Raw genomic sequence first — 13,847 nt, forward strand, 5'->3', positions numbered from 1 at the left:
CCATGGATCGCGGCCCGACGGATCCCGGTCATGAGCCGCACCGCCGGCGACTTCCCCACCAAGCCGCTCGCCAAGGACGGCCTCGACCTCGGCACGCTCGGCTCGTCAGCGGTGCTGCTCGCGATCCTTGTCGCCCTCGTGGGCTATGCCAAGGTCCAGCAGCGGCGCAGCGGTGCCGAACTCGCCCTGACGAACGCGCCCTGATCACCGAACTGCGGCAGATGGCCCGCCGCGCCAACGGACCGCGCCGCGACAGCCCGGTCCGGTCCGGCCGTCAACCGGCCGGACCGGACCGGCCATCGAAGTCTTCTCGAGGCCGACGCCGAGCGTCATGTTGATCCAGTCCGCGAGGCTCTCCCCACGGGCGTGCACAATATCTTGATGATCCGGTGATGCCGTCGACACGCCCTCGCCGCCTCATTCGCCGACGAACAACCGAAGAAGCTGAACCAGGCTAGGTTGGACGCCCACACCGCAGCGCTGGCACAGCCGTGACTTTGCTGGCGGTCACCGCCTTCTCGACTCAGGAGCAACCATGTTGATCACTGTTCATCTGCGCTACGAAATCGACCCAGACAAGATCACCGACTTCGAAGAGTACGGCAGGCGCTGGATTCGCCTGGTCAACCGCTTCGGCGGCGACCACCACGGATACTTCCTGCCCGGCGAAGGCGACAGCGACATCGCGTACGCCCTGTTCTCGTTCCCCAGCATGGCTCAGTACGAGCAGTACCGCACCGGCAGCATGACCGACCCGGAATGCCAGGAAGCCTTCGAGCTCGCCCGCACAACCCAGTGCATCAGGCGCTACGAGCGCCGTTTCCTCCGACCGCTGAGCTGACAGACGCCTCAACGGCCTGGCTTCAGCCGTTTGCAGGGCCGCCTGCCGGGGCGGTTCGGGACCTGGCGGCCTGATCGCGCCGGACCTGCGCCCACCTGAGACCCGCCCCGGCACCCGGCACCCGGCAATCGCACCGGGACGATCCCCGGCCGGCGAGCGCCTTCACTCAGGGCCAGCGCCGGACGTCGCCAGGTACACCCTTCCCTGGCAGCGGCGGAGCCAGGGTGCCCTTTGGGAATTCCAATAGCTCCGGGCGTCTACGCCAGGGTCACCGCGCCGACGAATGGACAGTCGTCGTCCTGGGCCCCACTTCGCCGGCGGCGAACTGCGCCGCGAGCCGGCCCGTACGAACGATGCTGGGATCATGACAGACATGCCCACTCGCGAGCAGCTGCTTCTCCTCGCCGTCGCCGTCGCCGCGCAGGCGCGCGCCCACGGCAACCACCCCTTCGGGGCGCTGCTGGCCGACAGCACCGGCACCGTACTCCTCACCGCCGAGAACACCGTGGTCACCGGTAGGGACGTGACCGGGCACGCCGAGACCAACCTGGTACGGCTGGCCAGCGCCGCCTATCCGGCGGCCGAGCTGAATGCGCTGACGCTGTTCACCAGTACCGAGCCGTGTGCGATGTGCTCGGGCGCGATCTTCTGGTCGGGGATCGGCTCGGTGGTCTACGCGTTGGCCGAGAGCGGACTGTACGAGCTGACCGGCGACGACCCGGAGAACCTGACGCTCCGGCTGCCGTGCCGGGACGTGTTCGCGGCGGGCCGCCGGCCGATCCTGGTGGAGGGACCGTTCGACCTGCCGGAGGCGCGCGAGGTCCATGCGGGATTCTGGCGGCCGAGCTGACGGTCGTTGACTTCGCCGACCGGCGCTGGGCGAGTACGTGTCGGTCAGCAGCCAGTGCGACACCGAGCGCGCGCTGCTGGCCAAGGAGCGGGCCGAACTCGGCGAGTTTCCCGAACAGGAGCTCGACGAGCTGACCGGGCTGTACGAGGCGAAGCGCCTGCGACCGGCGGCCGCGCGGCAGGTGGCCCTGGAACTGACCGCCGTGGACACCTTCGCCGCCCATACCGAGGTCGAACTCGGCATCTCGGCGCACGACCTGGCCAACCCCTGGCACGCCGCGGGCTCCTCGGCGCTGGCCTTCACGGGGGTTCGCTGCTGCCGCTGGCCGCGATCCTGCTGCCTCCGCCGGGCGTCCGCATCCCGGTCACCCTCGCGGTCGTGTTGGCCGGCGTGATCAGCGCCCGGCTGGGCGGCTCGCCGGTGCCGAGGGCGGTGGCCAGGCGGTCGCCGGTGGCGCCCTGGCGATGACCGTTACCTTCGGGGTCGGGCACGTCGTCGGCGTCGCCGTGGGCTGAGGACCGACGTCCGGGGCGTGGGACCCGGATGGCCACGTGCCGCCCCAGAGCGCCCGCATCGACGGGGTCAGCGGCGCCACCGTCACCACCGACGGCTACATCGACTCGCTGCAGGCTGGCCTCGACACCGCGCACTTCAACCCGTGAACCGCCCTGCTCCTCGGGTAGCGGTCGGAGCAACTCGGTGTCGGGACGTGGTGCAGGTATGCGACCTGGGCCGGTGAGCGATTACGCGGCGGCGCCCTGGCGCGGGGCGCAGGGCAGATGCGCCCCGGCGGGTCGGCCCGGGAGTCGCGCTTGCACGCACCGACGCTATTCGGTGCCGCCCGGGTCGGGTCGGCCTTCGGCCTGGTAGCGGCGGTTGAGTTCGAGGGCTTCCTGGAGCTGGTCTTCCAGGATGATGATGCGGCACGCCGCCTCGACCGGGGTGCCCTGGTCGGCGATCTCGCGGACCCGGGCGGCAAGGCGCAGCTGGTAGCGGGAGTAGCGGCGGTGACCTCCGTCGGAGCGGGTCGGCACGAACAGGCCGCCCTCCAGCGAGCGGAGGAACGCCTGAGTGACGCCGAGCATCTCGGCGGCCCGGCCCATCGTGTAGGCGGGGTAGTCGTCGTCGTCGAACTTGTCGGCCGGAACCCTGTCAGCTGAGGTCATAGGGCACCGGCCACGGCTGGTGGAGCGCCTCCGCCCGCAAGCGGCGCGGCAAGTGCCGCAAGGTCGGGCCGCCGGTGCACGACGACCTGGTCCGCCGCGACTTCACCGCCGCCGGCCCGAACCGTGGTCAGCCGCGTCATTTGACCGCGCCACTGGTGATACCAGAAATGATCTTGCGCTGGGCCACCGCGAGGATGACGAGCAGCGGCAGGCTCATCAGGATGATGTAGGCAAAGATCAGATGCCAGTTGTCGAGGTAGAGGCCTGCGCTGGCGACCTGGAACAGGTTGAGCGGCAGGGTGTCGAGTCGGCCGCCGACGACGAAGAACGAGTAGAACACGTCGTTCCAGACGTACAGGCAGATGAGGATCGTCGCGGTGGCCAGGACCGGGCGCAATACCGGCAGGATTATCCGGATGAAGACGGTAATCGGACGCGCCCCGTCGACGCGCGCTGCTTCCTCCAGTGATTGCGGCACGGTGCGGATGAAGCCGGTGACGAAGAAGATGACCGTGGACATGTAGATGCCCATGTATACGCCAACCATCCCGAGCGAGCTGCCGGCCAGGCCGAGCTGGCGCAGCAGCAACACGATGGTGACCACAGCCGGCGGCAGCACGATGCCACTGATGGCCAGCGCGTAGAGCACGGCGTTGAGCCTGGTGGCGCGGCGAGCGAGGACCCAGGCCGCCATCGAGCCCAGCGTCAGCACCCCGGCGACGGCGGGCACCATGACGAGCAGGCTGCCCAGCAACGCCGCGGGAATGTCACCCTGCCTCCACACGTCGGCCAGGTTCTGTCCGAGCTGCCAGTCGCTGGGCCAGGCGAGGTTCGGGGTGAGCGCTTCGCCCTGCGACTTGCCGGCGGTCACGACGACCAGCCACAGCGGTATCCCGATCAGGACGGCGGCCGTCACCACGACGAACGGCGGCCGCAGCCGCGACCAGACGCTCGCCGCGCGGCGGCGTGGGCGGACGGGCCGGCGGGGGGTGTAGACCGGCTGGGTCACAGGATCTCCTCGCGATTGCGCAGGAAGCGGATGACGGGGAACGCCAGCAGAGCGACCAGCAGGAACAGCACCAGGCTCATCGTGGTGGCCTGCGCGAACAGACCCTGGCCGAAGGTGCGGTAGATGAAGATGTTGAGGATCTCGGTGGTGCGGGCGGGGCCTCCGCCGGTCGTGGCCTGCACGATGTCGAAGCCATTCATCGACCCGAGCAGGGCGGTGGCGACGTTGAAGGTGACCGCGGGCGCCAGCAGCGGGAACCGGATCCGCCAGAACGCCCGCCAGGGCGATGCGCCGTCGATGTGCGCCGCCTCGACGATGTCCTCAGGGATGGTCTTGAATCCGGCCAGGTAGATGAGCATGGACAGGCCCATCCACTTCCAGGCGTGGATCGCCGCGACGACCACGATGGTCCAGCTGGTGCTGCCCAGCCAGGCGACGTCCACGTCGGCGCCGGTGACGGCGCCAAGCAGGCCGTTCAGCGCGCCTTCGGGTTTGAGCAGCGCCTGGAAGATGTACCCGACCGCCAGCGCGGACATGAGCACGGGGATCAGGAACAGCACCCGCACCACGTGGTTGAGCCGGGTGTCGCGCTCGAGCAGCACCGCCAGGCCGAAGCCGAACAGGTTCTGGAACAGCGCGACCAGCACCGCGTAGACGATGGTGATGCGCAGCGAGCGGAACAGGGTGCCGCTCGCGGCGAGGTCGGCGAAGTTGTCCCAGCCGACCGGGTTGATCTGGCTCTTGAAGCCGGACCAGTCGGTGAAGGCGTAGACGAAGTTGAACACGGTGGGCAGGAAGAAGAAGACGACCAGGATCGCGAACGCCGGCGCGAGGAACCACATCGGGTGGGTGTGCCGGCTGATCGCCGAGCTGCGACGTGCCGCGGCCAGCCAAGTCCGGGTCCTGTCGCGTGGTGGCGGCGCGGTCGGCGGCGTACCGACGGCCTGTTCCAGGACGGTCGACACGGGTGGCTCCCTTCGGTCGGTGGTAGGCGGTGGGGGCGGGGGTAGGCGGCCGCCCCCACCGCCGGTCTGGGTCAGAAGCCGGTTACGCCGGCAGCCCTGGCGAGCTGGGCGAACTGCTCCTGAGTGGTGGTGGCGACCTGTTCCGGGGTCATCGTGCCGGCGATCATGTCGGCCAGGTTGATGTACAGGTCCGGGTTTGCCACCGCCAGGGCCTGCATCGAACCGACCGAGGTGCTCAGCGAGGCGTGCACGGCCAGCAGCGCCTGCGGCACCCCGGCCGGGCTCGGCACGGCGGTCTGCAGGGACACGGTTTTGCGGTCGGCGACGAAGCCCGCGTAGCCCGGCCCCATCCAGTAGGCCAGCAGCTGTCGGGCGGCGGCCTCACGCTTGGCGTCGCCGGTCTTGAACGCGACCAGGGCGTTGCTCTGGTCCGGGATGAAGGTGCCGACGTTGCCCGACGGCGAGATCGGGAAGAAGCCGATCTTGCTGTCGAGCGTGGCGGTGTCCGCCTTGGCCTGCAGCTGGCCGAAGAACGAGTTCACCTGTACCGCCATGGCGGCCTTGCCCGACAGCAGCGCGGTGCCCTGGTCGTCGAAGGTCGCGGTCTTGATGTCGGCGTTGAACAGGCCTTCGTCGATGAGCGCCTGGTACTTCTTGATCGCGTCGAGCACGACCGGGCTGGAGAACGTCTCCTTGTTCGTGTTGATCCTGTCCCAGAGCCCGTCGCGGGCGGCGTCGGCGAGCTGCACCTGCACCCACCACTGGGTCGCCCAGCGGTCCTTGCCCATCTCGAAGAACGGCGTCACGCCCTTGGCCTTGAGCTGCCGGGCGACGGTGAGCATCTCGTCGAGGTTCTTCGGGGTGGCGGGGACGCCGTTGGCGGCGAACACCTCCTTGTTGTAGTAGACGCCCTCGACCGCGGGGCTGGTGACCAGCGCGGCGTAGCGGGTGCCGTCGAGCAGCCCGGTGATGTCGCGCAGCGCCGGGGTGAGCTGGCCGAGCCACGGGGCGCCGTCGAGCGGTTGCAGGTTGGCCTTGGCGTTCAGCGCGGTGAGCATCGACGCGGTGGGCTGCCAGAACGCCAGGTCGGGTTTGTCGCCGGTGGCGACCTTGGTCTGCACGCCCTGCTCGTACGGGTCGGGGATGGTGACCACGTCGACCTTGGCGCCGGTCGCGGCCTGGAACGCCTCGATGACCTGCTTGGGCACGGTGTTGCTGTTCTGCGCGGCCCAGACGGTCAGCGTGACGCCGTCCAGCTTCGCGGTGGGCTCGGCCCAGGTCACCGGTCCGCCGGTGGTGGCCTCGGAACCGGGATCGCTGCACCCGGTGGCCGCCAACGCGACGAGAGCGAGCGCGGCGAGCGCGCGCCTTGGCATTTTCATCGGTATCTCCTTGGAATCTCGGTGGGAGGTACCGGCCCGTGGGGGCGGGCCGGACGGCTGGGACGCCTACTGGTGCGCGCGGATGCGCAGCAGTCGTGCGGTCGGGGTCGGGGTGTGGCTTTCTACGTGGAGCGTGGCGGCGGCGGCGTCCCATCTGCTCGTCCATGGGTCGAGGTCGCGAGGGTAGATCACGTCGACGTCGACGTCGACGTCACGGCCGGCCAGGTGCGGCAGGTGCAGGGCCGCGGCGGGTGCCGCGCCAGGGCGGCGCCACACGGTCAGGTAGGTGGTGTCGGCCGTGGTGAGGGCCAGGCTTAGCCAGGGGTCGGCCCATCTGGGCAGGCCCAGCGGCCAGTGCGCGACGGCCGTGCCGAGGTCGTCGCGTACGAGGTGGTGGGCCTGCACGGCGGCGGCCACCGAGGCGCGTTGGCGCTCGGTCATCGCGGCGAGGTCGCCCGACAGGTACAGCCGGCCGGCCAGGCCGGTGCACAGGGTGAACGCGATCTGCTCGTCGGTCATGTCCGGCTGCGGGTAGGCCCAGTTCGCGGCCTGCTCGGGCAGCATCGACAGGGGCGCGGCCACCGCGATCGGCGGGTAGCGCAGGTAGTCCTGCTGGTCGCTGGTGGACTGCAAGTGCAGCCGCGACAGCAGCGCATAGTCCATGCGCATCGCCCCGGACGCGCAGTTCTCCAGAATCAGGCCCGGGTGGCGGTCCAGGATCCCGTCCAGCCACGCCAGGTGCGCCCGGTTGTGGTCGAGCAGCCCGCTGCCGACGCTGGACGCGGCCAGGTCGGTGCCGGGGCCGGGGTCGATGTTGTAGTCGAGTTTCAGGTAGCCGACACCCATGCCGACGAGCCGGTCCACGACCTCGTCGAGGTGCGCGACGGCGGCCGGATGGCGCAGGTCGAGGTGATGGCGGCCGTGCTCGGCCAGGCGTACGCCGCCGCGCTGCAGGAACGCGGCCGCGGGCAGCCGGTCGGCCATGACGCTGCGGACCCCGATGACCTCGGGTTCCAGCCACAGCCCCGGGACCATGCCGCGCTCGCGGATGCGGTCCAGGACCTCGCCGATGCCGCCGGGGAACCGGGTCGTCGACGGCAGCCACTGTCCGACGCTGTCCCACCAGGTGCCGCCGTCGTCGTACCAGCCGGCGTCGATGCAGAACACGTCTGCTCCGGCGTCGGCGGCGGCGTCGATCAGCGGCAGCAGCTTCGCGGTGGTCGGGTCGCCCATGAGGGTGTTCATGTAGTCGTTGAACACGACTGGGCGCCCGGCCCGCGCGGCATCCGAGCGCACCAGGGCCCGCCGGTGCGCCGTCATCGCGGCCACCGCGCCGTCGAGGCCGCCGTCGGACACGGCGACCGACGCCCGCACTGTCGTGAACGACTCCCCCGGGTGCAGGGTCTGCAGCCATTGGTGGTCGGGGTCGGTCGGGCCGAGCAGCGCGACGTACGCCCCGGCGAGGCGCTCGCCGATCTCCCAGCGCCAGGCCCCATTGTGCTCGATCTGCCACAGCCAGGTGTGCCCGGTGACCCGGTCGGCCAGCCCGGCGGTGGGCAGGTGCCGGCCGGTGGACCAGGTGCCGCCGCTAGTCACGGCGAACCTGCCGCGGCCGTCCTGGCCGTGCAGGCCCAGGTTCAGGTCCACGGCCGCCTGCTGGCGCAGCGCCTGGCGGGACCACCGGCCCTCGGCAAGCCATTCGCTGTCGCCCGAAAGCACGTCGAGGTCGTCGACGGGTCCCCCGCTGAACCCGGCGGCGAACGACGTCACAGCCTGCAGCAGCACCGCCTCGGTGCCCTCGTTGGTGACCGTGGTCCAGGTCTGGCAGGCGCTGACGCCGTCCGCCGAGCGCAGGAACACCGCGGCCGCCAGGCCGCTCTGCTCGTCGCGCAGGTCCAGGCGCAGCTGGTGCCACCTGCCGTCGACCGTCTGGACGCTGCCGCCGTGGCGCAGCCGACGGCCGACGACAGTGTCGTTGAGCCGCTGCGAGGTGCGGGCCCGTCCCGCGCCGGCCACGAGGAGCTCGACCAGCGGCTGGTTGAGCTCGGGTGCGGCCGGGGCGGTCGGGCCGCACGTCAGGGTGCGCAGGCGTACCGGCTCGTGCGGCGACACGTCCACCAGCACGGTCAGGGCGGTGTGGCCCCACCGGACGAGTTCGGCGGTGTCGATCGGCATGAACGTGTCTCCTTACTGGATGCCCAGATCTGGGCATGGCTCACCGGCCTGGTCGCGTGCGGTGATGACGGCCGGTGTGGTGAGGGCCTGGGTGCCTCCGCGCCGCTGAGGCGGCGCGACGCGGAGGCAGTTCGTACTCGGCTCAGCCGATCGCGGCGGCTACCTGGATGCGGTCCAGGTCCGGGGCGTATCGGGCACCGTTGGCGAACTTGATCGTGTTGTTGCCGGCATTGAGGTCGACGTCGATGGCAGTGGTCCAGAAGTTCGACCAGCCCAGCGTGTTGCGAAAGTACACCCGCTTGGTCGAGCCGCCGTTGACGCTGACGTCGGCGTACCGGTCGACGACGTTGGTGTTGTAGTTGGACGCGCCCGCGCCCAGCTCGCCGTTGGCGTAGCTGACCACTACCCGGTATCTGCCGCCGACCGCAGCGTTGACGTTGTTGAACTGCAGGGTGTTGCCTGCGCCGTTGCCGACGTAGCCGACGTAGGAGCCGCCGGATGCGGCGCTGTTGGACGAGACCGCGGCGGTCCCGGCGCGGGTGTTGGCGCTGCTCTCAGCCTCGTAGTTGGTGATCGTGCCGGTCGTGGATGCGACATCGATGTAGTCGACGTTGATCGCGTCGGCGTTGTCGGCGGTGTAGGCGTCGACGTTGATCCGGCTGACACCGGCGGGCAGGAACACCTTGGTCGTGACGGTGTTCCACGTGTCCCAGTTCGCGGTGCCCGGCAGCGCCAGGGTGGTCAGCTGCGAGCCGTTGAGGTTGATCCGGATCGAGCGGGCCGCCGGTGCCCCGGCAAGCGGCCCGGCGGAGTAGCGCAGGGCGACGTTGTAGTAGCCGTTGCTCGGCGCGGTCACCACGAACTGGGTGCTGGCCGTACTGCTAGCCCCGTAGCCTTCGACGAAGTAGGTGCCGGAGTAGCCGGTGTTGGCGCCGTAGGTGATCGCGGCGGTCCCGGCGGTGCGGGCGTACTCGGCCTCGTAGCGGGTGCTCGACGCCGCTGTCAGGTCGGTGTTCGGGGTGACGATCACGTGATAAGCGGCGCCGCCGTTGAGGCCGGTCAGCGGGATGGTGATCTGTCCGCCGGAGGACGCGTAGTCGCCTTCGCGCACCAGGTACGGGCTCGGTGAAGCGTTCAGGCCGGTGTTGTTGACCCCCCAGACTGTGGCGTGCACCGTCGTGCCCAGGTAAGACGCCGAGCCCAGGCCCTTGACGACCACGTCGGCGTCGTAGGTCGTGCTGACACTGGACGCACCGCCGAAGATCACCCGCGCCTGCTTCTTCGCCGGGTCCAGCGACGCCACGCCCTGCAGCGAGCCGTTCTGCGTCGGCGGAGTCACTACCACCGTGTTGCCGGTCAGCTCGCCGTACCACTTGTACAGCCACCAGCCGCCGGTGGCCTGGTTGTTGTGGGTCACCAGATCGTTGAGCGTGCCGGCCGAGGTCCAGTAGGCCAGACAGCCGTCGACCTTGCTGTTCTCGAACCGGCTGACGAACTGCACCAGGTTGCCGGGCACGCCCAGGTCGCCGGAGGAGCGGCCGTACTCGTTGATCGAGATCGGCCGGGCGCTGATGCCCAGACTCGTCTCGATCGAGCGGTAGTCGTTGTAGTGGCTGTACCAGCTGGTGAAGAAGTCGTTGCCGAGTTCGTGCCACGTCGTGACATCCGGCAGCACGCTGTTGTTCTTGGCCCAGGTCATGAAGTTGCGGTAGTCCGTGCCGTTGTAGCCGGAGTAGCCGGGCCCGGCGATGCGCGCCCCGGGGTCGATCGAGCGGATCTTCTGGTAGACCAGCTTCCAGTCGTTCTGCAGGCCGGTGAGGTTGCCCGAGTACCACCAGAGGTTGGGTTCGTTGAACGGCACGTACACGTACGAGGTGCGGTACGGGTCGGCGACGATCTTGCGGGTCATCGTGTCGACCTTGGCCAGGTAGTCGTTGATGCCCAGGTTCTCGTACGGCCACTGGGCGTAGACGTCCTGCATGTACACCTGGATGTCCTTGCCACCGGTGCGCTTGAACAGCGGCGCGATCATGAGCGCGTCGCCGTTGGGATGCTGCAGGCCGTCGGGCGCCTTCTGGGCGGTGGTCTGGGGCTTGAGCGCCGCGAGCATGGTGTCGTTCGGGATGCCGTCGTCACCGAGCCCGTAGAGAAACCCGGTCGCTCCGTAGCGCAGCGCGCCGGTGTTGGTGGCCAGGTCCACGACCAGCGGGAGCGGAGCGGCGGAGGCGGGAGCGGCGGAGAGCAGACTTGCCGTGACAGTTACCACTATTGCGATGGACCACGTGCGTCTGGACAACATGGACTCCTTCTAGCGGAACGATTCCGGATCAGCCGTCGGTCGGCGGTCCGATTGCGCCGTGGCTGTCGACCGGTGCACTCCGGCGCCGGGAGGGCGCGCCCGTGGCAGCCCCGGGGCTTCACGTCGGGGCCTTCACGAGCTGCCATTCTCGGCCGGTGAACGGCCCGCCGGGCGCGGACCTTTCGATGTGACCGGTCACAACCTCTCTGTGGAAAGAGTGTGACCGGTCACATCCGGTTGCACTAGTGCCGTTACCGGACTGTTACGTGTGGGCTAAGATCGTGCCCTAGGGGGTGCGGTGGATTCGCGCACAACCAGACACGGTGCCGTCAGCGACACTTCCGGCTGGGGCTGGCCCGCCAGCTGCGCGACAGCGGCTACGAAGCACGCACGCCCCAAACCAGTGAAGTCCATCCGCACGGTGGTCAACGCCGGCGTCCAGTAGGCCGAACCCGGGATGTCATCGAACCCGACGACGCTCACGTCACCGGGCACGTCACGGCCTCGCTCGTACAGCGCCCGGCGCACTCCCAGCGCCAGATCGTCGTTGCCGCACAGCACCGCCGTGACCTGGGGATCGTCAGCTAGGCGGCGGCCAGCGGCGTACGCCGCCCGCATATCCCAGCCTGCTGACACCACATCCGGAACAGGTGCTCCAGCGCGAAGCAGCGCGTCACGCCAGCCAGCCTGCCGCCCGCTGCCGCCGTCCTCGGACGGGATCGCCACGTGGTGTACCGTCCGATGCCCCAGCGCGAGCAGGTGCTCAGTCGCGGCCGCAGCCGCCGCCCGCTCGTCGAGGCAGATGGCGACACGGTCGGTGGCCTGCTGGCCCGACGCCTCGACCGCGGCGACGGCCGGCACGTCACGACCCAGCGCAGCCAGCACCCTGGCCCCCGCAGGGTCGAACGCGATGACCACCACCGCACCGGCGCTGGGATCACCGACATAATCGGCGGCCTGTCGCACGTCCTCGGCCGAGCCGGACTCGATCACCCTGACCCCGACAGCGAACCCGGCCGCCCGCGCCGCCTCCTCGATCCCCTGCAGCGTGCTGGCGTAGCCATACAGCATCGTGTCGGAGGTGACCACGGTGACCGCGCGTGCCCGGCCCAGGCCCAGCGCCCGCGCCGACCGGTTGGGCCGGAACTCCAACCTCGCGATTGCCTCCAGCACGGCGGCACGCGTTTCGGCGCGCACACTCGACGAACCGTTGAGCACCCGGGAGACGGTCTGGTAGGACACGCCTGCGGCTGCGGCGACGTCGCGGATGCTGGGTGCCGAGGCTTGCCGTGCCGGCGGACTGTCGGCGGTCTTGCGGATCATTCTGCCATCGTGACCGGTCACACGCGCTCGGTCAAACCTTCGCGTGCTGCCGGATTCCAGCCGGTCTGCAGCGCCGCCACCGTCGCCATCGCGCTGCCTGGCCGCGGGGCCGTCGACGGCGAGGCCGAAGGCAACGCGGACGCTGACGTGCTGACTGACGGATTGACAGGCTGCGACGGCGTGCCGCCGGCGCACGCAACACCGTTGAATGTGAACGAGGTCGGCGCCGTGTTGCTGCCCGACCATGATCCGTTGAAGCCGAAGGAGCCGTTCAAGCGACCGACGTCACCACAGTAGAAGACGAGGCTGCCAGCCGGAGCCCAGCAGCCGATATCGCCGGCCTCTGGGTCGTCTCCCTCGGGCCAACAACTCGCTCAAGTTCTTGTCACTGCGCTCACCGCGCCCGACGCCGACCGCAAGACCTTCGAACTCGTCACTGACCACGGCTCCGCCCAGGCCGAGCTCGAACCGCTGTTCAAACAACTCGCCGCCGACCCGCCCGGCTCGCTGGACGGCACCGCGGACCAGTCGAACATGCCCCTCGAACACGAACCCGCCCACCTCCAACGCGACCTACGCGCCAGCCGACAGACACTCTGATGCCCACCTCATGTTTGGCCGATGGGCAGTCCCGCATCTGACTCCCACGCTGCATCAGACGCAGGTGACCGGAAGCTTGACCAAACCCAAGTATCCGGACACCTCGCGCCAGCACACAGCGATCGCTGTCGGGCACCCGATGGGCAGGGTCCTCGAGAAGCGGAATGGAGCCCACGATGGTTGAGCAGGAGACCCGCGGCCTGGCCGAGTTGCATGCCGACGCCCTCGCCGAGGGCGCCACCTTGACGGTCTACGCCGGTGGAGATATCCCGGACCAGCCGGACTACACGCGCGACGCGCACCGCGGCGTTTCCGACATCCAACTCAGCATGATCGTCGACTACAGCAAGTACCACGACGTACGCATCGACCGTCAGCTCGCCGAAGGCACACTCGTGCCCGACGTCACGCACCTGCAAACCTCGTTCGACTTCGACCGCTGGAAGGACCAGGGGGTGCTCCAGCCGTACAAGCCGGCCGGGTTCGACCAGGTCCGTGACATGTTCAAGGACCCGGACGGAGCCTGGTACGCCATCGGTGTGTTCGCGTTCGGTTTCATGCACGGACCCGGCTGCGGCCCGGCCAGCCCGCGGAACCTCGTCGACCCCGAGTGGAACGGGCAGATCATCTCCACTCATCCCGGCGACGACGACGCGACGCTGTCCCCCTACAAGACCTACGCCGACTGCTACGGCTGGAGCTGGATCGTGCAACTGGCTAGTCAGGACATCACCTTCCACCGCAGCACCAACAGCCCGGCGAAGCAGTCGATGCCGGAACCAGGCACATCGGGCTCGGTGGCGCGAACACCACCGTGTGGGTAACCCGGACGGCGACCATCCGTTCCTCGCCTGGGGACAACGCGCCGCGCTGTTCAAGGACGCCGAACACCCCGCCGCCGGAAAGCTCTACCTGAACTGGCTCCTCACCCCCGACTGGCAAGCTGCAGGGCAGCACGGCTGGGGCGTACGCACCGACGTCACGCCCACCGGCACCGGCATCTGGGACGTGCCCAACGCCCGCAGCGCCGACTTCGCCGCCTTCATGGCCGACCGCGCCGACGTCGAACGCTGGCGCCAAACCATGATCTTGTACTTCGGCGAGGTCGCCAGCCCGCCCACCCCTGGCTGGCTCGGCCTCGCGCCCACGACCCACGCCTGACCGCCGCTGCGGCCTTCGGGGCGTGCCGCAACCTGTTCGGCGATGGCTGCTGCCCGCGTGAGCATTGCGACGTGCT

Annotated in this window: 15 protein-coding genes; 8 read left to right on the top strand and 7 right to left on the bottom strand. The window is 69.4% G+C overall.

Annotated elements, in window-relative coordinates:
* Nucleotides 1–30 precede the first annotated feature (30 nt).
* The 5 genes from Cs7R123_RS03200 to Cs7R123_RS03220 all read left to right on the top strand — a co-directional run bounded on the left by Cs7R123_RS03200 (nt 31) and on the right by Cs7R123_RS03220 (nt 2,353).
* On the top strand, nt 31–204 hold the full coding sequence (locus Cs7R123_RS03200) for a hypothetical protein (RefSeq protein ID WP_212823287.1): 174 nt from the start codon (nt 31–33) through the stop codon (nt 202–204).
* 331 nt (nt 205–535) lie between these two features.
* Nucleotides 536–841 (top strand): NIPSNAP family protein, encoded by a 306-nt coding sequence (locus Cs7R123_RS03205; protein ID WP_244871581.1) that lies wholly within the window; start codon nt 536–538, stop codon nt 839–841.
* Between the two features lie 373 nt (nt 842–1,214).
* The gene (locus Cs7R123_RS03210) at nt 1,215–1,691 is read left to right on the top strand and encodes a nucleoside deaminase (RefSeq protein ID WP_244871582.1); all 477 of its coding nucleotides are present in this window, start codon (nt 1,215–1,217) and stop codon (nt 1,689–1,691) included.
* 37 nt (nt 1,692–1,728) lie between these two features.
* The gene (locus tag Cs7R123_RS03215; RefSeq protein ID WP_244871583.1) at nt 1,729–2,085 is read left to right on the top strand and encodes a VIT1/CCC1 transporter family protein; all 357 of its coding nucleotides are present in this window, start codon (nt 1,729–1,731) and stop codon (nt 2,083–2,085) included.
* Nucleotides 2,086–2,242: 157 nt separating this feature from the next.
* A complete protein-coding gene (locus Cs7R123_RS03220) occupies nt 2,243–2,353 on the top strand; it encodes an FMN-binding protein (protein WP_212823290.1) in 111 nt (36 codons plus the stop codon).
* A gap of 165 nt (nt 2,354–2,518) precedes the next feature.
* Here the strand turns inward: Cs7R123_RS03220 and Cs7R123_RS03225 are convergent, their stop codons facing one another.
* The 7 genes from Cs7R123_RS03225 to Cs7R123_RS03255 form a co-directional block, all read right to left on the bottom strand.
* On the bottom strand, nt 2,519–2,857 hold the full coding sequence (locus tag Cs7R123_RS03225; RefSeq protein ID WP_212823291.1) for a MerR family transcriptional regulator: 339 nt from the start codon (nt 2,855–2,857) through the stop codon (nt 2,519–2,521).
* Nucleotides 2,858–2,993: 136 nt separating this feature from the next.
* Nucleotides 2,994–3,866, bottom strand: coding sequence for a carbohydrate ABC transporter permease (locus tag Cs7R123_RS03230; protein WP_244871584.1), 873 nt, complete (start codon nt 3,864–3,866; stop codon nt 2,994–2,996).
* A complete protein-coding gene (locus tag Cs7R123_RS03235) occupies nt 3,863–4,831 on the bottom strand; it encodes a carbohydrate ABC transporter permease (protein ID WP_244871585.1) in 969 nt (322 codons plus the stop codon). Before Cs7R123_RS03235 ends, Cs7R123_RS03230 begins: the two co-directional genes overlap by 4 nt.
* 71 nt (nt 4,832–4,902) lie before the next feature.
* Nucleotides 4,903–6,213: an ABC transporter substrate-binding protein gene (locus tag Cs7R123_RS03240; protein WP_244871586.1), complete on the bottom strand. Its 1,311-nt coding sequence runs from the start codon at nt 6,211–6,213 to the stop codon at nt 4,903–4,905.
* Between the two features lie 66 nt (nt 6,214–6,279).
* Entirely contained in the window at nt 6,280–8,388 is a 2,109-nt protein-coding gene (locus Cs7R123_RS03245; protein ID WP_212823292.1) for a glycoside hydrolase family 36 protein, read from the bottom strand.
* Between the two features lie 142 nt (nt 8,389–8,530).
* Nucleotides 8,531–10,684, bottom strand: coding sequence for a carbohydrate-binding protein (locus Cs7R123_RS03250; protein ID WP_244871587.1), 2,154 nt, complete (start codon nt 10,682–10,684; stop codon nt 8,531–8,533).
* Between the two features lie 276 nt (nt 10,685–10,960).
* Complete coding sequence (locus tag Cs7R123_RS03255; protein WP_212823294.1) at nt 10,961–12,010, bottom strand: LacI family DNA-binding transcriptional regulator; 1,050 nt, start codon at nt 12,008–12,010, stop codon at nt 10,961–10,963.
* A gap of 9 nt (nt 12,011–12,019) precedes the next feature.
* Between Cs7R123_RS03255 and Cs7R123_RS03260 the strand changes: the two genes are divergently transcribed.
* From Cs7R123_RS03260 to Cs7R123_RS03270, 3 genes are all read left to right on the top strand, one after another.
* Nucleotides 12,020–12,307, top strand: coding sequence for a hypothetical protein (locus tag Cs7R123_RS03260; protein ID WP_212823295.1), 288 nt, complete (start codon nt 12,020–12,022; stop codon nt 12,305–12,307).
* 479 nt (nt 12,308–12,786) lie between these two features.
* Nucleotides 12,787–13,434, top strand: a complete 648-nt coding sequence (locus Cs7R123_RS03265) for an ABC transporter substrate-binding protein (RefSeq protein ID WP_212823296.1) — start codon at nt 12,787–12,789, stop codon at nt 13,432–13,434.
* Complete coding sequence (locus Cs7R123_RS03270) at nt 13,427–13,771, top strand: hypothetical protein (protein ID WP_212823297.1); 345 nt, start codon at nt 13,427–13,429, stop codon at nt 13,769–13,771. The genes Cs7R123_RS03265 and Cs7R123_RS03270 overlap by 8 nt, the downstream gene beginning before the upstream one ends.
* Nucleotides 13,772–13,847 lie beyond the last annotated feature (76 nt).

Source organism: Catellatospora sp. TT07R-123 (assembly GCF_018327705.1).
Lineage (GTDB): Bacteria > Actinomycetota > Actinomycetes > Mycobacteriales > Micromonosporaceae > Catellatospora.